General features: G+C 65.9%; 17 protein-coding genes. 11 read left to right on the forward strand and 6 right to left on the reverse strand.

The window, feature by feature from the left end; genetic code table 11:
- Window position 1: 1 nt before the first annotated feature.
- On the forward strand, window positions 2–802 hold the full coding sequence (locus tag Q2M23_RS28435; RefSeq protein WP_057018726.1) for a DUF502 domain-containing protein: 801 nt from the start codon (window positions 2–4) through the stop codon (window positions 800–802).
- A gap of 127 nt (window positions 803–929) precedes the next feature.
- Here the strand turns inward: Q2M23_RS28435 and Q2M23_RS28440 are convergent, their stop codons facing one another.
- Together Q2M23_RS28440 and recG are read right to left on the reverse strand one after the other, a co-directional pair.
- Entirely contained in the window at window positions 930–1,217 is a 288-nt protein-coding gene (locus Q2M23_RS28440) for a GIY-YIG nuclease family protein (protein ID WP_057018725.1), read from the reverse strand.
- Between the two features lie 144 nt (window positions 1,218–1,361).
- Complete coding sequence (gene recG / locus Q2M23_RS28445; RefSeq protein WP_316397766.1) at window positions 1,362–3,470, reverse strand: ATP-dependent DNA helicase RecG; 2,109 nt, start codon at window positions 3,468–3,470, stop codon at window positions 1,362–1,364.
- Between the two features lie 250 nt (window positions 3,471–3,720).
- Here recG and Q2M23_RS28450 point away from each other — a divergent pair, with 250 nt between their 5' ends.
- Window positions 3,721–4,011: a succinate dehydrogenase assembly factor 2 gene (locus Q2M23_RS28450; protein ID WP_076828908.1), complete on the forward strand. Its 291-nt coding sequence runs from the start codon at window positions 3,721–3,723 to the stop codon at window positions 4,009–4,011.
- Window positions 4,008–7,526: a transcription-repair coupling factor gene (gene mfd / locus Q2M23_RS28455; RefSeq protein ID WP_229190566.1), complete on the forward strand. Its 3,519-nt coding sequence runs from the start codon at window positions 4,008–4,010 to the stop codon at window positions 7,524–7,526. The genes Q2M23_RS28450 and mfd overlap by 4 nt, the downstream gene beginning before the upstream one ends.
- Window positions 7,527–7,551: 25 nt before the next feature.
- Here the strand turns inward: mfd and Q2M23_RS28460 are convergent, their stop codons facing one another.
- The gene (locus Q2M23_RS28460; RefSeq protein ID WP_076828905.1) at window positions 7,552–8,457 is read right to left on the reverse strand and encodes a LysR family transcriptional regulator; all 906 of its coding nucleotides are present in this window, start codon (window positions 8,455–8,457) and stop codon (window positions 7,552–7,554) included.
- A 190-nt stretch (window positions 8,458–8,647) separates the two neighbouring features.
- On the opposite strand from Q2M23_RS28460, the gene Q2M23_RS28465 reads away from it, so the two are divergent.
- The 6 genes from Q2M23_RS28465 to Q2M23_RS28490 are packed head-to-tail and all read left to right on the forward strand — an operon-like array spanning window position 8,648 to window position 13,107.
- Window positions 8,648–9,424, forward strand: coding sequence for an amino acid ABC transporter ATP-binding protein (locus tag Q2M23_RS28465; protein WP_038386315.1), 777 nt, complete (start codon window positions 8,648–8,650; stop codon window positions 9,422–9,424).
- 27 nt (window positions 9,425–9,451) lie between these two features.
- The gene (locus Q2M23_RS28470) at window positions 9,452–9,991 is read left to right on the forward strand and encodes a transporter substrate-binding domain-containing protein (RefSeq protein ID WP_316397767.1); all 540 of its coding nucleotides are present in this window, start codon (window positions 9,452–9,454) and stop codon (window positions 9,989–9,991) included.
- Between the two features lie 42 nt (window positions 9,992–10,033).
- Entirely contained in the window at window positions 10,034–10,258 is a 225-nt protein-coding gene (locus tag Q2M23_RS28475) for a hypothetical protein (RefSeq protein ID WP_316397768.1), read from the forward strand.
- A gap of 8 nt (window positions 10,259–10,266) precedes the next feature.
- Complete coding sequence (locus Q2M23_RS28480) at window positions 10,267–10,932, forward strand: amino acid ABC transporter permease (RefSeq protein ID WP_092084788.1); 666 nt, start codon at window positions 10,267–10,269, stop codon at window positions 10,930–10,932.
- A complete protein-coding gene (locus Q2M23_RS28485; RefSeq protein WP_316397769.1) occupies window positions 10,919–12,175 on the forward strand; it encodes a M20/M25/M40 family metallo-hydrolase in 1,257 nt (418 codons plus the stop codon). Before Q2M23_RS28480 ends, Q2M23_RS28485 begins: the two co-directional genes overlap by 14 nt.
- Window positions 12,172–13,107 carry an arginase family protein gene (locus tag Q2M23_RS28490; RefSeq protein ID WP_018271602.1) on the forward strand — a complete coding sequence of 312 codons (936 nt, stop codon included), beginning with the start codon at window positions 12,172–12,174 and terminating at the stop codon, window positions 13,105–13,107. Before Q2M23_RS28485 ends, Q2M23_RS28490 begins: the two co-directional genes overlap by 4 nt.
- Window positions 13,108–13,170: 63 nt before the next feature.
- Here Q2M23_RS28490 and Q2M23_RS28495 read toward each other — a convergent pair whose 3' ends face one another.
- The 3 genes from Q2M23_RS28495 to Q2M23_RS28505 form a co-directional block, all read right to left on the reverse strand.
- Window positions 13,171–14,397 (reverse strand): hypothetical protein, encoded by a 1,227-nt coding sequence (locus tag Q2M23_RS28495; protein ID WP_057018705.1) that lies wholly within the window; start codon window positions 14,395–14,397, stop codon window positions 13,171–13,173.
- A gap of 106 nt (window positions 14,398–14,503) precedes the next feature.
- On the reverse strand, window positions 14,504–16,057 hold the full coding sequence (locus Q2M23_RS28500; protein ID WP_316397770.1) for a class I adenylate-forming enzyme family protein: 1,554 nt from the start codon (window positions 16,055–16,057) through the stop codon (window positions 14,504–14,506).
- A 29-nt stretch (window positions 16,058–16,086) separates the two neighbouring features.
- Window positions 16,087–17,871, reverse strand: coding sequence for an extracellular solute-binding protein (locus Q2M23_RS28505; RefSeq protein ID WP_316397771.1), 1,785 nt, complete (start codon window positions 17,869–17,871; stop codon window positions 16,087–16,089).
- Between the two features lie 319 nt (window positions 17,872–18,190).
- Here Q2M23_RS28505 and Q2M23_RS28510 point away from each other — a divergent pair, with 319 nt between their 5' ends.
- Window positions 18,191–19,021: an invasion associated locus B family protein gene (locus Q2M23_RS28510; protein ID WP_316397772.1), complete on the forward strand. Its 831-nt coding sequence runs from the start codon at window positions 18,191–18,193 to the stop codon at window positions 19,019–19,021.
- Window positions 19,022–19,360: 339 nt separating this feature from the next.
- The gene (locus Q2M23_RS28515; protein WP_316397773.1) at window positions 19,361–20,635 is read left to right on the forward strand and encodes an MFS transporter; all 1,275 of its coding nucleotides are present in this window, start codon (window positions 19,361–19,363) and stop codon (window positions 20,633–20,635) included.
- Window positions 20,636–20,638: the final 3 nt, after the last annotated feature.

A 20,638-nucleotide genomic window follows, 5' to 3' on the forward strand; every position in this document is an offset into this window, starting at 1 on the left:
AATGACCTCCAACCAAGTGCCTCCCGCCTCGACCGGTGAATTGCCCCCGGATGCCCCGCGCGGGCTGATGGCGCGGTTTCGCAACTATTTCCTGACCGGCCTGGTGGTGGCCGGACCGGTTGCGATCACCCTGTATCTGACCTGGTGGTTCGTGAACTGGGTCGACAATCTGGTCCGGCCGTTCGTGCCCACGGCCTACCGGCCGGAAACCTATCTGCCGTTCGGGCTGCCGGGTTCCGGCCTGATCGTCGCGGTCATCGCGCTGACGCTGCTCGGCTTCCTCACCGCCAATCTGATCGGGCGAACCCTGGTCGATCTCGGCGAACGGCTGCTTGGCCGCATCCCTGCGGTGCGCGCGATCTATCGTGGCCTCAAGCAGGTGTTCGAAACGCTGTTCTCCGGCAACGGCTCGAGCTTTCGCCGCGTCGGCCTCGTCGAGTTTCCCTCGCCCGGCATGTGGTCGATCGTGCTGATCTCGCAGGCGCCGAGCGCCGAACTTGCCGCTAGCCTGCCCGGAGCGGAAGAGCACATCTCGGTGTTCCTGCCGTGCGCGCCGAACCCGACCACCGGCTTCTTCTTCTACGTGCCGAAGAGCAAGATCATCGAGATCGAAATGAGCACCGAGGATGCCGCGACGCTGATCATGTCCGCCGGTGTGGTGCAGCCCGGCGGCACCGCCGATCAGAAGCGCGCCGCGGCGCTCGCCGGCATGGCCAATGCTGCGCGCATTGCGAGCCAGGCTTCGACCAACCAGGCCTCGCTGCAGCCGGCAACTCAGCCCGCGCCGGCCAAGGTCGAATAAGAGGCCCAACTCCATCCTCGTCATTGCGAGGAGCGAAGCGACGAAGCAATCCATGATTCCACATATGCGGACCGATGGATTGCTTCGCTACGCTCGCAATGACGGCGGGAAGGGGCGATGAGCACACCTAGATCAGCGTCTCGTAGAGGTCGTTCCAATCTGGATTCAGCGCCTCGATCAGCGCAATCTTCTTCGCGCGGCTGCCGGCCTTGATCTGCTTCTCACGAGTGATCGCGTTGTACATGGTTTTGTGCAATTCGTACCAGACCAAAATCTTGCAGCCATATTTGGCCGAGAAGCCCTTCACCAATCCCTCGCGATGCTCAAACGCACGCTTGGGCGGATTTGCGGTAACGCCCGTGTAAGCGGTGCCGTGACGCTTGTTGGCGAAGATGTAGACGCATGGTTGTTTCATGATGTCCCCCAGCCGCAAGTATATACCGTCATTGCGAGGAGCGGAGCGACGAAGTAATCCACGCTTCCGCATATGCGGAACGATGGATTGCTTCGCTGCGCTCGCAATGACGATGGGTAGAGCGCTCGCTGACGGGGCTGGCCGCTACCCCGCGCCGATCAGCGGCACGGCTTCGTCGCGTTCGTAGAGGTAGAGCAGGACGCGCAGCGCTTCGCCGCGTTCGCCCTTCAGCTTCGGGTTGTCCTTCATGATCCGCAGCGCCTCGTCGCGGGCCTGGGTGATGAGCTGGCCGTGCACTTCGGAGCGCGCGATGCGGTAGCCGGGCAGGCCGCTCTGGCGGATGCCGAGCACATCGCCTTCGCCGCGCAGCTTCAGATCCTCCTCGGCGATCCGGAATCCATCCGTCGTCTCGCGGATCACTTTCAACCGCGCCTTCGACATCTCGCCGAGCGGCTCCTTGTAGAGCAGCAGGCAGGTCGAGGCCTCCGAGCCGCGGCCAATGCGCCCGCGCAATTGATGCAGCTGCGCAAGCCCGAAACGTTCGGCGTTCTCGATCACCATGATGGTCGCCGCGGGCACGTCGACGCCGACCTCGACCACCGTGGTCGCGACCAGGAGGCCGATCTCGTGCGCGGCGAATTGCGTCATCACGCGGTCCTTCTCGGTGCCCTTCATCTGGCCGTGCACGAGACCGACGCGATCGCCGAACCGCTTCTGCAGGCTCTCGAAACGTTCGGTCGCGTTGGTGAGATGCTCGGTGCCCTCGGCCTCGGATTCATCGACCAGCGGGCAGATCCAGTAGACCAGCTTGCCGGCGCCGAGCGCGCGGCCGACGCCGTCCATGACGTCCTCGATCCGGCTCATCGGCACCGCGCGGGTGTCGATCGGCTGGCGGCCGGCGGGCTTTTCGCGCAGCTCCGAGACGTCCATGTCGCCAAAGTATGTGAGCACCAGCGTGCGCGGGATCGGGGTGGCGCTCAGCACCAGCACGTCGACGGCCTCGCCCTTGGAGGTCAGCGCGAGCCGTTCGCGGACGCCGAAGCGATGCTGCTCGTCGACCACGGCAAGCGCCAGCGCCTTGTAGATCACGTCGTCCTGGATCAGTGCGTGGGTGCCGACCAACAGATCGATCTCGCCGGCCTCGAGCTGTGCCAGCAGCTCGCGGCGCTCTTTGCCTTTCTCGCGGCCGGTGAGGATCGCAACCCGTAGGCCAGCGCTCTCGGCGAGCGGTGCGATGGTCTTGATGTGCTGGCGCGCCAGGATTTCGGTCGGCGCCATCAGCGCGGCCTGCTTGCCGGCTTCCGCAACCGCGGCGGCAGCCAGCAGCGCCACCACGGTTTTGCCGGAACCGACATCGCCCTGCACGAGGCGCAGCATCCGCACCGGCTGCTGCAGGTCCGCGATGATTGCCGCGACCGCCTCTTGCTGCGACCTGGTCAGCGCATAGGGCAGGGCACCGATGATCTTCCGGCGCAGATGACCATCGCCGGCGTTGCGCACACCGCTGGGGCGTCGCAGCGTGGCGCGGATCAGGGCGAGCGCGAGCTGGCCGGCCAGCAGCTCGTCGAATGCGAGACGTGACCAGAACGGACCGTCGGGCAGGATATCGGTCAGCTCGACCGGCACATGCACGCGGGTCAGCGCCTCCCTGATCGGCGGGAAGTTGCAGCGGCGCAGCACCTCGGGGCTGATCCACTCCGGCAGCTCGGGCAGCCTGGTCAGCGCCTGCGCGATGGCGCGGCGGAGCGAGCCGATCGCAAGCCCCTCGGTCAGCGGATAGACCGGATCGATGCCGGACAGTTTTGCAAAGCCCGCTTCATCGACGACGCGATCGGGATGCACGATCTGCGGGATGCCGTCATACATCGCCAGCGTGCCGGAGACGTAGCGCTTCTCGCCGACCGGCAGCAGCTTCTCGACATAGCCGGGCTGGGCACGGAAGAAGGTCAGCACGACGTCGCCGGTGTCGTCGCTGGCATAGACAAGGTAGGGCGCGCGCGAATTGCGCGGCGGCGGCGGGCGATGGCGGTCGACGGTGACCTCGAGCGTCACCATGGTTCCGACCGCGGCGTCGCGGATCTTCGGCCGGGCGCGGCGGTCGATCACGCTCGCCGGCAGATGCAGCAGCAGGTCAACCAGCCGCGGCGTCTCGCTGCGGTCGAGCAGATAGCGCAGCAGCTTGTCCTGCTTCGGGCCGACCCCTTGCAGGGTCGTGACCTGGGCAAACAGCGGATTGAGCAGGGCTGGGCGCATCGACGAATCCAAGACCGTTTCACACCGTCATGCCCGGCCTTGTGCCGGGCATCCACGTCTTTTTTTGGAGCTGATGTCGGCCGGTCCCGTCTACGCCAAGGCTTCGACGGGCGCGCAAGCCCGGCAATGACGGCATGCGCCCAGGGAAACCCCAAAACGCGGCGAATGAGGGCTGACATCGGCCATCGCCATGGCTATATCAAGCCCGCCCGGCACGTCCGGGCTTTTGGCGTTGGATGGATTTTGGGACATGACGGGATCGACACGATCGAGCAGCGGGCTCGATGACCGCCGCAAGCGGCTTTTGTTTCGCTGCTGGCACCGCGGCACCCGGGAGATGGACCTGATCCTCGGCCGCTTCGCCGACGCGACCATTGGCGAGCTGTCCGATCACGAGCTCAGCGAGCTCGAGCATTTGATCGAGGTCCCGGATCCCGACCTCTATGCGGCGCTGACCGGCGACAAGGTGCTGCCGTCCGAATATGCCACCGCGCTGTTTGCCCGCATCAAGGCGTTCCGGGTCGCGGATCCCAGCGCATGAAACAGCCGATGAAATCACCGGCCGCGATGCTCGCGCCCGGCCGGGTGCTGACCATCGCCAACGTCGCCGAGGGCGCCGAAGGGCTCGTCATCTCCGACCTGGCGCGCGCGATCGCGGCGCAGCCGAAGCGGCCGGCGGTCAGCCTTGCCGTGGTGTGCCGTGACGGCACGCGGATGCAGCAGCTCGCCCGCGCGCTGGAGTTCTTTGCGCCCGATATCGCCGTGATGCAGGTTCCGGCCTGGGACTGCCAGCCCTACGACCGCGTCTCGCCGCATTCCGGCATTTTGGCGCAACGGCTCACCGCTTTGGCCAAGTTGTCGCGGCTGGTCGGCAGCGACAAGCCGCTGATCGTGCTCACCACGGTGAATGCGGCCGTGCAGCGGGTCCCGGCGCGCGATCAGGTCGCAGCGCAAGCGCTGTCGGTTGCGCCAGGCAATGTGGTGCCGATGGATTCGGTCGTGGCCTGGCTCGAGCACAATGGCTACACCCGCTCGTCCACGGTGCGCGAGCCCGGCGAATATGCCGTGCGCGGCGGCATCCTCGATCTGTTTCCGGCCGGCCTCGACCAGCCGGTGCGCTTCGACTTCTTCGGCGACAGCCTGGAATCGATCCGCACCTTCGATGCCGAGACCCAGCGCACGCTGCTCGACATGCGCGGGCTCGATCTCGTGCCGGTGTCGGAATTCCAGCTCACGACCGAGACCATCCGGCGCTTCCGCATGGGCTATGTCGCCGCGTTCGGCGCGCCGGGGCGCGACGATCAGCTCTATGAAGCGGTCTCGGAAGGGCGGCGTCACCCCGGCATGGAGCATTGGCTGCCGCTGTTCCAGGAGCGGATGGACACGCTGTTCGATTATCTCGACGGCGCGACGGTCGCGATCGAGCCGCAGGGCGAGGACGCGGCGCGCGAACGCTTCTCGCAGATCGTTGACTACTATGACGCGCGGCGCGAGGCGCTGGAGCATCCGGGCAGCGGCGCGGTCTATAAGCCGCTGCCGCCGGACCAGCTCTATCTGACCGAGGCCGAATGGACCAAGCTGCTCGGCGATGCGCCGCTGGCGCGGCTGACGCCGTTCGCGGTGCCCGAAGGCACGCCCGACGTGTTCGACGCCGGCGCGCGGCAGGGCCGCAACTTCGCCCCCGAACGCGCCGACAGCAATGTCAACGTGTTCGAGGCCGTGGTCGGCCATGTCGGCGCGCTGCAGTCACAGCGCAAGAAGGTGGTGATCGCGTTGTGGAGCGAGGGCTCGCGCGACCGCATGGGCGCGATGCTGCGCGACCACAAGCTTCTGAACACGACCAGCGTCAACACCTGGCGGATCGTGCAGGCGACGCCGCGCAACGAAACCATGCTGGCGGTGCTCGGCATGGAATCCGGCTTCGAGACCGACGAGTTCGCCGTCATCAGCGAGCAGGACATTCTCGGCGACCGCCTGGTGCGGCCGCGCAAGGCGAGCCGCAAGCTCGACAATTTCATCTCGGAGGTGACGAGCCTTGCAACCGGCGATCTCGTGGTCCATGTCGAGCACGGCATCGGCCGCTTCGTCGGGCTGCAGACGCTCGAAGTCTCCGGCGCGCCGCATGACTGTCTCGAGCTGCATTATGCCGCCGAGACAAAACTGTTCCTGCCGGTCGAGAACATCGAGCTGTTGTCGCGCTACGGCTCCGACAGCGCCAATGTCGAGCTCGATCGTCTCGGCGGCGGCGGCTGGCAGGCGCGCAAGGCCAAGTTGAAGAACCGGATCCGCGAGATCGCGGGCGAGTTGATCAAGATCGCGGCCGAGCGGCAGCTGCACGAGGCGCCGAAATTCCCGCTGCAGCCGCACGTCTATGACGAGTTCTGCGCGCGCTTCCCGTATGAGGAGACCGAGGATCAGTTAGGGGCCATCACCTCGACCTTGAAGGACCTCGAGATCGGCCGTCCGATGGACCGGCTGATTTGTGGCGACGTCGGCTTCGGCAAGACCGAAGTGGCGCTGCGCGCGGCGTTCGCCGTGGCGCTGGAGGGCAGGCAGGTCGCGGTGGTGGTGCCGACCACGCTGCTGGCGCGTCAGCACTCGCGGACTTTCACCGAGCGCTTCAAAGGTTTCCCGGTCAATGTGGCGCAGGCGTCGCGGCTGGTGTCGACCAAGGAGCTCAACCAGGTCAAGAAGGGGCTCACCGACGGCAGCGTCGACATCGTCGTCGGCACCCACGCGCTGCTCGGCAAGGCGATCAAGTTCAAGGATCTGGGCCTCCTGATCGTCGACGAGGAGCAGCACTTCGGCGTCAGCCACAAGGAGCGGCTGAAGCAGTTGCGCGCCCAGGTCCACGTGCTGACGCTGTCGGCAACCCCGATCCCGCGCACGCTGCAACTGGCGCTGACCGGCGTCCGGGAGCTCTCGATCATTGCGTCGCCGCCGGTCGATCGTCTTGCGGTGCGCACCTTCGTCGCGCCGCATGATCCCCTGATGATCCGCGAGGCGCTGCTGCGCGAACGCTACCGTGGCGGGCAGGCGTTCTACGTCGTGCCGCGGATCGAAGACCTCGCCGGCGTCAAGGATTTCCTCGACAAGAACGTGCCGGAGATGAAGGTCGCGGTCGCCCACGGCCAGATGCCGCCGACCGTGATCGAGGACATCATGTCCGCGTTCTACGACGGCAAGTACGACATCCTGCTGTCGACCACGATCGTCGAGTCCGGTCTCGACATCCCGAACGCCAATACGCTGATCGTGCACCGCGCCGACATGTTCGGCCTCGCCCAGCTCTACCAGCTGCGCGGCCGCGTCGGCCGCTCCAAGCTGCGCGCCTATGCGCTGTTCACGCTGCCGGCACAGCAGAAGATCACGGCGCAGGCGGAGCGGCGGCTCAAGGTGCTGCAGTCGCTCGAGACGCTGGGCGCCGGCTTCCAGCTCGCCTCGCACGACCTCGACATCCGCGGCGCCGGCAATCTGCTCGGCGAAGAGCAATCCGGCCACATCAAGGAAGTCGGCTTCGAGCTGTACCAGTCGATGCTGGAGGAGGCGATCGTCAACCTCAAGGCCGGCGTCGCCGAGCCGGCCGCCGACCGCTGGTCGCCGCAGATCACGATCGGCATGCCGGTCCTTATCCCCGAGGACTATGTCAACGACCTCAGCGTGCGGCTGTCGCTGTATCGCCGGCTCGCCGATCTCGACACCGACGAGGACATCGACGCCTTCGCCGCCGAAATGCGCGACCGCTTCGGCGTGCTGCCGGACGAGGTGCGCTATCTGTTCAAGGTCGCGGCGATCAAGGCCTATTGCCGAAGGGCCAATGTCGGGAAGGTCGACGCCGGCCCGAAGGGCGCCGTGATCGCATTCCGCGACAACAGCTTTGCCCATCCGGAGCGGCTGGTGAGCTTCATCCGCCAGCACGGCCAGGCCGCCAAGGTGCGGCCCGACATGAAGGTGGTGTTCTTCCAGGAATGGGATACTCCGGAAGAGCGGCTCGCCGGCACCACCGAGATCCTGCGCCAGCTCGCCAACCTCGCCGAGAGCAAGAAGGCGGCTTAACACGCGGTCCGACGCAGGCCTCGGCTCAGGATCGGATCAAATAGGGCGCAACGTGGTCGTCGAGCAGTTTCAGGAACTGCTCGGCGAGAACGCTGAGTTCGCCGATCGTCGGCTTCAGGACTCCGACCTCGTAGTGGATCGCCGGCGCGAAGGGGCGGACGACGAGCTTGCTCGCTCCGCTGGTTCGCCTGAGCGTTTCGGACGCGCTGAGCGCGTCGACGAGGCAGACACCCGCGCCATCGATGACGAGGTTGAGCGCGACGGCAAAGAATTCACACTCGATCGCCGGATGAAACGGCGTACCGCTGGCTTCGAAGGCGCGAGATACCGCGGCATAGGTCGATCGGCTCTGCGAGGTAATGATCAGATCATGTCGCTCGAGAAGATCGGGAGTGACGACTTTCCGGTCAGCCAGTGCATGCGTTGCAGGCATCACGCAGTCCAGGGACATTCGGTAGCGCCGCAATACGACATTGGTGCGGTCGAACGGCGGCTCGGCGACTCCGAAGTCGAATGCACGTGCCGACACCAGGCTCCGGACATTCTCGGAGCTTCGGGTCAGGAGCCTGATCGTTGTTGACGGGCGCTCGCGCTGGAAGCGGCTGACGACGCCCGGAAGCCAGACTATCCCAGGTCCCGGACTCGCGATCGTCAGAACGCCGCGCTTGCCTGCGGAGATTCCGGCAGCGGCGTCCTCCAGTTCGGCAAACCCGGCGAGCGCCCGGATCGCTTCATTGTGCAACAGATGCGCCTCCGGCGTAGGCACGATATGGCGGCTCTCCCGGCGAAACAGCGCAAACCCGACATCTGCCTCCAGCCGTTTCAAGGCCGCACTCACAGCCGGCTGCGATACCCCGAGTGCACGCGCGGCCTCGGTTGCCGATCGATGCTGCATAACAGCATGAAAAATCTCAACAAGACGCCGATCCATAACTAATATCTATATATCGTTTCGATGTCGCTCGTGGTATGAGCATGAAGGGAAACGCCAATAATACAAGGAATTTTCGCACACCACGCCGGCGAAATTCCAAATAATGTTACCGCAATCTGAGCGTGACGAGCATTGGCATTATATTTGCTTATGTTTAGAGATGAAGTCGTCTGGAGGGTCTGCGGGGATGAACACAAGCCACGCATCGTGCGCCGCGTCGGTCCTGGCCGCCGAAGCGGTGGTCAAACGCTTCGGCGCCCACACCGTTCTGAACGGCGTGGATCTTGCGCTGGGCACCGGGCAGTCGACCTGCATCATCGGTCCAAGCGGCTCAGGCAAGACGACCCTTCTGCGATGCATGGCGCTGCTGGAGGCTCCTTCCGACGGGCGCGTCGTGATGGAGGGGGCGACGGTCTCGCAGGCCCGGCCATCGTCCGATGTGCGGCTCGCTGCCCGCAAGGTGCGGCCGGAAATCGGAATGGTGTTCCAGCAGTTCAATCTGTGGCCGCACATGACGGTGCTGGGAAACATCATCGAGGCCCCGATGCGCGTGCGCGGGGTCAGCCGGGATGAGGCGGTCGTCACGGCCGAACGGCTGCTTCAGAAGGTCGGCATGGAGGCGAAGCGCGATGCCTATCCGGCCAGGCTGTCCGGAGGCCAGCAACAACGCGTCGCGATCGCCCGGGCGCTTGCCATGCAGCCGAAGATACTCCTGTTCGACGAGCCGACGTCGGCTCTCGATCCCGAACTTCGCCGCGAGGTGCTGCAGGTCATGCGCACGCTCGCGCTCGAAGGCATGACGATGCTCGTGGTGACGCACGAGATGGGTTTCGCCCGCCGCGTGGCGAGCCATGTCGTGTTCATGGACGAGGGGATGATCGTTGAGCACGGCACGCCGGCCGCCTTTTTCGAACGGCCGACAACCGAGCGCGCCAAGCGCTTTCTCAATCAGTTTGACGAGTGATCACTGCACGACAGGAGATTGAAGCTCATGCCAAATCTGCGCCGACTTGCCTTCGTTTGCGCGCTCTTTCTCTCGATGACGCCGGCGGCTGCCCAGCAGACGCAGTCGCGCCTCTACGAGATCACCAAGAGCGGGGTACTCAGGGTCTGCATCTGGCCGATGTACTATTCAATTTCGTTCCGCAATCCAGATAGCGGACAGCTCGAGGGGATCGACATCGATCTCTCCAAGGAACTCGCCAAGGACATGGGCGTGAAGCTGGACTATGTGGAGACCAGCTTTGGCAGTTTCATCGCCGACCTGCAGGCCAACAAATGCGATCTCGGCATGTTCGGCGTCGGGGCGACGATGAAGCGTGCGCAGGCCGTCGCGTTCTCGGACCCGTATCTGACGAGCGGCGTCTATGCCGTCGTGCGCAAAGGCGGCCCGATCACATCCTGGGCGGATATCGATAAGCCGGGCGTCAACGCCGGCGTCTCGCTCGGCAGCTATGTCGAGAACTTCATGCGGTCCTACTTCAAGAACGCCAAGACCGTCGCGGTCAAGTCGGAGGCCAAGCGGTCTTAGGAAGACAACTATAACACTCAACTCCTTGGCTCACAGAACGACATGGCTACGATCCGACTTTCGATCAAAATGAATGCCCAGTTCGACTGGACTACGACGGTGGCGCCGCCGGAAAACCTGTCCGTGACGCCTTACGCGTACGTCATGAACCAGGGTGACCAGATCTGGCTGAACTACGTGAACCTGTTCGTACGCACCATCAAGCTCGACGGCCGGCTCAAGGCCGCCGCCGAGAAGAACAAGCTCGGACCGATCGTCGCGCCCTGAGACATCAGATGCAAAGCTACAGCTTTCGCTGGGACGTCATCCCGAACAATCTGGGCTTTCTTGCCTCCGGCATGGAAATGACCCTTTTCATTTCAATTGTCACGCTCGTGGTGGCGACCCTGTTGGGGCTCGTCATCGCGATCATGCAGATGTCCCGCTTCCGCATCGCGCGCATCATCGCGCTTTCGGTCGGCGAAATCGTCCGCAATACGCCAATCCTCGTGCAGCTGCTATGGGTCTATTACGTGCTGCCGATCGTCTTCAATGTGAGGATCGATGCGCTGGCCGCATCGATCCTCGGTCTCTCGCTCTATTCGGCGGTGTTCATCTCCGAGGTCTTCAGGGCGGGCATCCAGACCGTTCCGGTCGGGCACCGCGAGGCGGCACAGGTGCTCGGCCTGACGCCCGCGCAGAGCTTTGTGCGGATCGTTGGCCCGCAGGCGATTCGCAGCGTGCTGCCGCCGCTGGCCGCCAATTTCGTCCAGCTCATCAAATATTCCTCGCTTGCGTCCGTGGTGTCGGTCGGCGAGGTCACGCGGCGCGGCATGGAGTTGTCGTCGTCAACGTTCAGGCCGCTGGAAATATTCACCTTCATCGCGGTGGTGTATTTCGCGATCTGCTGGCCGCTCACCCACTCAATCCGCATATGGGAAGCGCGCCTTGCACGACGTTGATCGAGTTCGCCGCGCGGTTTCGAGCGATCGGACCAGCCAGGTCGTCGAGCTGGCGATGCGGCTGATCGGAGTGGCGTCGCCAAATCCGGACGGCGACACGCGCGCCGTCGCGGCGCTGGCGGCCGATCTCCTCAGGGCGCATGTGCCGGGCGTTGCGGTTGAGCTGCATCCGGGGACAGCCGAGATCGTCAACGTCGTCGCGCGGATCAAGGGCCATGCCCCCGGCCGGCGCATCGTGTTCAACGGCCATCTCGACACCTATCCGTTGGGCGGGCGGATGAGCTGGTCGGTCAATCCCAACGGAGAGGTCGTGGGCGGCCGCCTTTACGGCCGCGGCGCGGCCGACATGAAGGGCGGCATTGCGGCATCGATGGCCGCGATGGCCGCACTGGCCGAGCAGCGCGAGGCATGGGCGGGAGAGGTGGTGCTGACGCTCGCCGGCGACGAGGAAAGCATGGGTCCGTACGGGACCAAATATCTGCTCGACCAGGTCTCCCATGCCAGCGGCGACGCCGTGATCATTGGCGACGCCGGTTCGCCGATGGTGCTGCGCTTCGGCGAGAAGGGATTCCTCTGGATCGAGATCGAGGCGGAGGGCAGCGCGGCGCACGGCGCGCATGTCCATCTCGGCATCAATGCGATCGATCGCTTGCGCGAAGCGCTGGACAGAGTGAGTGAGCTGCGCAGCCTGGCCGTTGCGATGCCGGTCAATGTCGCCGACGCCATCCGCCGCGCAAGGCCTGTCTCCGAACCGTTGTGCGGCGCCGGCGAAGCCGACGTCCTGTCGAGCGTCACGGTCAACATCGGAACGGTGAGTGGCGGTTCGTCACCGAACCTGGTGCCGAGCCAGGTGCGAGCGGCCATCGACCTGCGTCTGCCGGTCGGCGTCACGTCGGAAGCCGTTCTCGCGCTGTTGCGAGAGGTGCTCGATCTGCCCGGCATCACATGGCGCGTGTTGCGCTGCTTCGAACCCAATCACACCGACCCCGGTGACGAGATCGTCACGCGCTGCGCAACGGCGGCGACGGACATCATCGGCAGGGCGCCGGCGATCAACATGCGCGTCGGCGGCTCCGATGCGCGCTGGTTTCGCATGGCCGGAATCCCGACGGTCGTCTATGGACCGACACCTCACAACATGGGCGCGCCGGACGAGTACGCTGACATCGCCGAACTGGCGACGGTGTCGCGCGTGCACGCGCTGACCGCCTTCGACATGCTGACAAGAGAGAACAGAGAATGAGCGACGTGGCGGGTTTCGTGGGTCCGGAAACATTCATGGGATTGCCGGCGGGGTTACCGCGGCCGGGCAGCCGCGCTGCCGTGCTCGGCGTGCCGTTCGATTGCGGCACGCATCCGTTCCGCGTCGGCGCCCGGCAAGGTCCCCTGGAGGTCCGGCGGGAGTCGCGGCTCATTCGCCGCTATCATCCGTCGCTCGCCGACGTCGATGTGCTGTCATTGCTGGGTGCAGTCGATGCCGGCGATGTTGCCTTGGTGCCGGGACGCATCGAAGACGCCTTTGTCAAGATCGAGGCTGCCGCTGGCCGGATTCTCGAGCTTGGCGCGGTCCCGGTCGGGATCGGCGGCGACGGTTCGGTCTCGCTTCCGCTGATGCGCGCCGCCGCCCGGTATCACAAGGATCTCGTCGCACTGCATATCGACAGCCATACCGATGCATATCCGTATACGCCGGACGATCGGTACAATGCGGCCACGCAGTTCACCAACGCGGCGCAGGAAGGCGTGGTGAACGCCGGCCGATCCTGGCACATCGGCGTGCGCGGCTTCACCTATTGCCCGGGTGTGCTCGAACATACGCGGTCGCTCGGATTTCGCGTCGTCACGATCGAGGAGCTGATGCGGCGCGGTTTCGCGCAGACCGTCGCGGAATTCAGCCAGGTCGTCGGCGCGCGGCCGGTCTATCTGTGCTGGGACATGGATGTGTTCGATCCATCGGTTGCTCCCGGCGTCTGCACGCCCGCCTGGGGAGGCCTGTCGGCCCGCGAGGGGATCGAATTGCTGCGCAGCCTTTCAGGCTTGAATATCGTCGCGATGGATTTCAACACGGTCAGCCCGCCACAGGACGTTCAGGGGATGGCCGCCCAGCTCTGCGCCCATATGATCATGGAGGCTCTCGTGCTGCTTGCCGCGGGCATGGGGCTGTTGCCGGACTGAAATCGCAGCGGCTTGATCGGTCATGCTACGCCGGCGATGACCGTGCCCTAAAATCCGCGGGCCTTACGACGCCGCGCGCTCCGGCGCTCCGAACAGCCGCCCCAGCAGCGACAGTGCGGAATCGCCCGGCATCAGCGTTGCGACGCTGACGGCGGGCTCGGCGCGGGCGTCGCGGCGGCCGTTCTGGGTGTGGCGCATGACGCTCGCCAATCGCCGCGTGATCGCCTGCGCGTTGCGCAGGTCGGTGCCGGCGAATGCCACGACCAGCGAGCGCTCGTCATGCACGGCACCGAAATCGGCTCGGCGCATCAGCCGGCTGATGATCCGCGCGCCGTCGAACTGCGCGCGCGGCTGCGTGTTGTCGAAGGTGAAGCGTGCCACCGAGAGCGCGCCGCCGCGCTCGGCGGTCTGGTAGACCGCGGTCGCGAAGTCGCGCTCGAACGCGGCCTTGGTGAGCAGGCCGGTGCGGGCATCGATCAGGCCCTTGGCGTCGATCGCCTTCAGCATGCGGCCGAGCCGCGCCTCGAAGGCGTGCTGGCGGATCATCGGCAGCGCCATGTCGGCGATGCGGGTCGGCCCGGCCGTGACGATCTCGAGATTGGGCAGCTCGTATCGCGGCGTCAGCTCGCCCGAGGCGACGATCACCGGCAACGGGCGGAAGCGGACATCCTCGGTCAGCACGGTCAGGAACGCATCCATCACCCGCGGCGTGAAGCCTTCCGCCAGCACGATGCCGTCGATGTCGCGGCTCGAGAGATGCTTGGCGGCGGCCTCGATGCTCAGTGCGCCGACCACGCCGGCGCGTTCGCCGAGCGCGACCGACAGCGTCGGGTAGGCGCCGCCGCGGCCGATCAACAGCGCGGTGGCCTCTCCGATCGGATCGATGTCAGACAGGGCGATCGGTGCCGGCGGCACTAGGCGGCGCATCACGGTAGAATGCAGCGCGCGAACGCGTAAGGACGCGTTGAGCCGGGCGACCAGCCGATCCGGCAGACCCTTGCTCTGGAAGAATGCGATCACGGTGTCGGGCAGGGTGGTCGCGGGATCGACCGCGATCAGCGGCAGATACGGCGCACGGGCGGCGGCGCGCTTGGCGAGGCCCGACAGGGTGACGAAGTCGACCCCCTCGGCGGCCGCGATGATCGCGGCCGGCTTGACCTGCTCGATGGCCCGTCCGACCTCGTTCCAGTCGGTGACCACGACCGGGAAGAGTTTCGTCTCATCGAGGGCTGCGGCAAACGACGGCTTTGTCGACGCCGATACGATGAGGACCGGACCTTGCTGGGACATTCGAACGCTCGAAACCAATGCTTAAGATCAGCAACGGCTGCGATGCTAGTTCGCATGGCTTAATGCGGCGTCAACACAATGATAAGACTAACACAATGATAAGATTTTAACTCAACCCGGCGCCGCCACGGTCGCGAAATGCCTCGACCATCAAGGGGTTAAGCCCAAGTTCTGTGAGGGCGTCGCGGGCGCGCGCATTGTCCTGTGCCCGTCCGGCGAGCCGGTGGCCGCTGAGACGGTCCGGCAATGCGGTGAGCAACGCGCCTTGGCCGAGGCGGCGCGACCACTCCTGCAGCTCCTGGGCGAGGAAGCGGTAGCCGCCGACCGTCATCACCCCCGACGGCGGCGCGGTGATGTTGATGGCCCCGGTCGCGCGATCGATCCGCGCGGCATATTCGGTGTCGGCGAAATCGCGCGGCGGCGGCGCGATCAGGCTGTCGCCGGGCGGAGGCGGCGGCGCATAGGCGGCGACCGGCACCATCGGGCCGCGCAGGCCGAGCGTGCCCTTCGGCGTCAGCAGGATCTCGCCGGCGACCGATGCGCCGGGCGCTTCGCGCGGCGCACTGTGCGGCCCCGGCTTGATCACGGCCGGCGATCCGTCCTCGGCGGTGCGGCGGGCGCCGAACAGCCCGGCCTCGCCGAACAGATAGACGTCGGTCATGGTCACCCGCCGCGAGCTCCAGTGCGCGCTGGAGGCAACTTGCTCGGGCGTACGCCAGAGGCCAATCACGGTGCGCAGGCTGGGCAGGCGCTCCGACAGGCCGCGCTCGTCGAGCCGCAGTACGAGCTGCGCCGGCGCGATCAGCGTGTTGCAGGTGTGATCGTTGAACTGGGTCTCGAACGCTTCCTCGTCGAACGGGTGGTGCAGCACCAGCGTTCCGCCCGACAGCAGCCAGGTCACCAGCGACGCGCAGATGCCGGCGAACGACATCGGCGCGAACGCCGACATGATGGTGGCGCCTTGCGGCAGATCGCTCTCCAGCGACATCGCGAGCCCACCGGCGATCAGGCCGAAATGCGCCCGCGGCACCGGACGAAGACCTTCGCTGGTGACGTCGAAGGAGATCAGCGCCGGCTTGCGGCCGTCCTGGATCATCGGGCGCGAGGCCCGGGAGTCCTCCAGGATCGCCTGGTCGAGCGACGCCATGCCTTCGGGCAGATCGCTCCCGAAGCCGCAGACGTGGCGGATCGAGAACGCTTCCGCCGCGGCGTTCATGGCGATGTCGGCATAGGAGACGCCGTCGATCCGGCCGCAGCTGACGATCGCCCGCGCCGCGGTGCGGTTGAGCACGGACGTCAGCTCGGCCTGCCGCCACAGCAGCGGCAGCGGCACCACCACGAGGCCGACCCGATGCGCGGCAAGGACGGTCAAGGCGAATTCGACCGTGCCGGGCAGCTGCACGGCGATCACCGTGTTGGCCGGCAATCCGCTCTGCACGAAGTGGGCGGCGATCGCCGAGATCGCGCGGTCGGCCTGGGCATAGGTCAGGCGCTTGCGGGTCTGTCCGGTGATGCGCTGCTTGTTGAGCGGGTCGACCAGCGCCAGCGCCTCGGGTTGCCGCGCCAAAGTGCGCTTGAACAAGGTATCGAGCGTTGGCGAGGTGATCGACTGGTTCACAGGTTCAACGTCGGTTGCATCGCTTCGATCGGACCAGGTCATGCCGCATCGGGTCGCAAATCACTTGGAAATCACTTGGACTGCGCGGCGGGCTTCTGCCACCAGGTTTCCGGCAGGTAGCCCGTCAACGCCGTGGTCGAAGGCCGTTCTATCCGATTCCAGCGCGCGATCCATTGCTCTCCCAAGTTAAATAGGGGGATAGCGTAGAAGCCCGACATCAGGGCCCGGTCCAGCGCCCGCACCGCCGAGACGAAGGCCGGCCGCTCGCGCGCCGCGAGCAGCGCCGCGATCATGGCGTCGATGGCGGGATCCTTGGCGCCCATGTAGTTTCGGGTGCCCGGCACATCGGCGGCCTGGCTGCTCCAGTAGAACCACTGCTCGTTGCCTGGCGATAGCGACTGGTCCCAGCGGATGGGGATCATGTCGAAGTCATAGCCGACCCGGCGCTGCTCGAACTGCACCGCGTCGACCACCCGCACCGCGGCTTCGATGCCGGCCCGCTTCAGGTCACGCTGATAGGCGAGGGCGATCCGCTCATGCTCGCGCGTCGTCACCAGGATCTCGATGCGCAGCGGCGTCCCTGTCGAGCGCTGCTTCAAGACCGTGCCGTCGAGCGCATAGCCCGCCTCGGCGAGCAGCGCGAGCGCACTGCGCAGGAGGCCGCGGTCGCGCCCCGACCCGTCGGTGACCGGCAGTCGATAGCGGCCGTCGAGGATATCGGGCTGGATGTGCGACAGATATGGCTTGAGCAGCTCGAGCTCGCGATCGTCGGCGGGGCGGCCATAGGCGGACAGATCCGATCCGGCGAAGAAACCGCCGGCCCGCGAAAACAGTCCGAAATAATAGTTGCGGTTGACCCATTCGAAATCGAACAGCATCGCCAGTGCCTGACGCACCCGCAGGTCGGCGAATTTCGGCCACCGGCTGTTGAAAACCAGGAATTCGGACGGCCGCGGCGTGCCGATCTTGATGGTGTCGCGGATCACCTCGCCGTTGCGCGCCGCCGGGAAGTCATAGCCGTCGTGCCAGCGCAACGGCTCGGTCTCGGTCCGGAAATCATACAGGCCGCGCTTGAAGGCCTCGAACATGCCGTTGGCCTCGCGGTAGTAATCGAGCCTGATCTCGTCGAAGTTCCAGAGGCCGCGGTTGATGGGCAGATCGCGGCCCCAATAATTGGGATCCCGCGTGAAGGTCACGCTGGCGCCGGGCTTGACTGCCGTCACGCGGTAGGGGCCGGACCCGATCGGCGGCGCCAAGGTGGTTTCCTCGAACTTTTCGGGGTCGATAGCGTGCCGCGGCAGGATCGGCATCAGGCCGAGGATCAGCGGCAATTCGCGATCCGCCACGCCGCCGAAATCGAACCGGACCGTGAGCGGGTCGAGCGCCTGGGCCTTTGCGACTTTCGAATAATACTGGCGGTGCATCGGACGGCCATGGTCGCGCAGCAGCGCCAGCGAGAACAGCACGTCGTCGGCCAGTACCGGCCGGCCATCCGAGAAGCGGGCGCGTGGATCGATGTGGAATGTCACATAGCTTCTGGCGTCGTCGGTCTCGACGCTGCGCGCGAGCAGGCCGTACAGCGTGAACGGCTCGTTATTGCCCCGCGCCATCAGGCTTTCGTAGACATAACCGCGCTCATAGCCGTAGCCCCTGACCTGCTGCACGGGGACGCCCCTGATGATCAGGGGATTGAGGCTGTCGTAGGTGCCGATCACGCCCTGGATCAGGCGGCCGCCCTTGGGAGCGTCGGGATTGGCATAGGGCAGGTGGGTAAAGTCGGACGGCAGCGCGGGGGCGCCATGCATCGCGATCGCGTGGCTCTCGGCGGCGGCCGCAGGGACCAGCCCGCTCGTCATGCATCCCAAGACCAGCCAGATGGCGGCCCATGCGGCGCGCCAAGTGTGCCCGGGAACACGTGCGTGAGGCGCCGGATTTGATTCGCGAAACGTCACGTCCGGAGGTTTATCACAGGCCGCTGAAACTCGCCGCGAGATGGGCGCAAATCCGCTTGTCGGCATTGATCTTTCCGCGCGCCGCTGTATTGAAGGCGTGCAATTCGAAGGCGGGAACGCCTGTCACGTATCCGCCTCAATTGACTAGGAGACAGCCGCCCAAACGGCTATGTGTCGGCGCCTGCAGCGGTTTCGGGCTTCCGTTCAGAAAGGGTTTTCCGCAATGAATTTCCGTATCTTGGCCGCCCCGGTCCGGCCGCATGGGCGAATTGTTGCCCTGATGGCGGCGACGGCATTCTCTGCAGCGCTCCTGGTTCCTGTCGCTCGGGCCCAGCAGCCGGCAGCGCCGGCGCCTGCGGCACCGAAGGCTGCGCCCAAGGCGGCACCCAAGGCAGCTCCGAAGGCTCCGGCAGCCCAGGCGCCCGCCCAAGCACCGGCCGCCGGCCAGCCGCCCGCTGCGGCCGCCCAGCCGCCGGCGCAGGATCAGCAGATCCAGCTGATCTACGCCCCCTGGACCAAGTTCTGCCTGAAGGGCCAGGAAGCCAACGCCAAGCAGGTCTGCTTCACCGGCAAGGACGGCCGCATCGAGTCCGGCCAGCCGGTGATCGCCGCCGTGATCATCGAGCCGGAAGGCGAGCCGAAGAAGATCCTGCGCGTCACGCTGCCGCTCGGCATGCAGCTCGTGCACGGCACCCGCATCATCGTCGACGGCAACCCGCCGCAGCAGGCGCCCTATGTGATCTGCTTCCAGAACGGCTGCATGTCCGACTATGAAGCAACGCCCGAGCTGATCGCCAACATGAAGAAGGGCCAGAACCTCGTGGTCCAGGCGATCAATTCCAACGGCGCGCCGCTGACGCTGCCGCTGCCGCTCAACACCGAATTCGCCAAGGCCTATGACGGCCCGCCGACCGATCCGAAGGTGTTCGAGGAAAACTCGAAGAAGCTGCAGGAAGAGTTGCAGAAGCGCGCCGAAGAGCAGCGCAAGAAGCTGGAAGGCGCGGGCGGTGGCTCAGCGCAGGCTCCGGCGCCGGCCAACCCGGCGGCCAAGTAAGCACTTCAATCACGCGTTCAAGAAAACGCGAGATCATCGCGATCAAAAGGCGCCCGGAAGGGCGCCTTTTTTGTCATGCGAAACAGACTGGCTGCTGGCAGCCTGCTGCGCTGGTGATCGTGCAGATCGTGTGCGATGGTCGTCGAAGGGTGCTTCGATTGCGTCGCGCGATGAGCGCGCATCGTTGGTGCCTTGTCCGGACAAGTCCGGCGTCGAAGCACAATCATAAATCCGATACGGGAGGCCAGACGAAAGCGCGAACAGCGCCTTCGATGCGCAAATGCGCGCGTGGTTCTTCCGCGAATCCTGGCCGCCGCTCGCAGTCATGGAAGTCGCGCAATGTCCCAGCAAGCCGGCACGCAACGGCGGGAACCGCGCTCCCGGCCTCGGGAGCAGCCGACCGGCGGTGCGTCGGTCGATGCTGGCGTTCGCGTCAGCCAGGACAACGTCCCCGGAACGTTTCATCCCGGCATCGTCCATCTCGCGCTGGCGATGGGCGGCTTCGCAATCGGCATCGCCGAATTCGCGACCATGAGCCTGTTGCCGTTCTTCGCCCACGACCTGCACGTCAGCGAGCCCCAGGCCGGCCACGCGATCAGCGCCTACGCGCTCGGCGTCGTCGTCGGTGCGCCGGTCATCGCGGTGTTGTCGGCGCGCATGACGCGGCGGACGCTGCTGATCGCGCTGATGGGTTTCTTCGCGCTGATGAACGGCCTTTCGGGGCTCGCACCCGATTATCACGCCATGCTGGCGCTGCGCTTCCTGGCGGGGCTGCCGCACGGCGCCTATTTCGGCATCGCCATGCTGGTCGCGGCCTCGCTGGTCCCGACAGACAAGCGCACGGCGGCTGTCGGCCGCGTGCTGCTGGGGCTCACCATCGCGACCACGATCGGCGTTCCGCTCGCCAACGGGGTCGGGCAGGCGATCGGCTGGCGCTGGGCCTTCGCGATCGTCGCCGGCCTCGCGCTCTTGACCGCGGTCCTGGTCCTGATCTTCGCCCCGCGTGATGCCGCCAACCGCAAGGCGAGCCCGCTGCGTGAACTGTCGGCGCTCGGGCGCAAGCATGTCTGGCTGACGCTGGCGATCGGCGCCATCGGTTTCGGCGGGCTGTTCTCGGTCTACACCTATCTGGCCTCGACCATGCTGGCGGTGACCCACACCTCGGCCGCGCTGGTGCCGGTCACGCTGTGCGTGTTCGGCGCCGGCCTTACCGCCGGCAACATCATCGTGCCGCGCTTCGCCGACCGCGCGCTGATGGCAACCGCGGGCGGGCTCCTGCTGTGGTCGGCGGCGACGCTCGCGCTCTATCCGTTGGCGGCCGGAAATTTCTGGACGCTGACCGCCGATGTGTTCCTGATCGGGCTGGGCGGGGCGCTCGCCACCGTGTTGCAGACCCGCCTGATGGACGTCGCGGGCGAGGCACAGAGCCTCGCCGCGGCGCTCAACCACTCCGCCTTCAACGTCGCCAATGCGCTGGGTCCGTGGCTCGGCGGAATGGCGGTCGCAGCCGGCTATGGCTGGACGTCGACCGGCCTCGTCGGCGCGGGGCTGGCGCTGGCGGGATTTGTTGTCTGGGCGATCGCGGTTGTCTTGGCCAGGCGCGAGGGGGTGTGAGCG

This window comes from Bradyrhizobium sp. 33ap4 (genome assembly GCF_032654765.1).
GTDB lineage: Bacteria > Pseudomonadota > Alphaproteobacteria > Rhizobiales > Xanthobacteraceae > Bradyrhizobium > Bradyrhizobium australafricanum.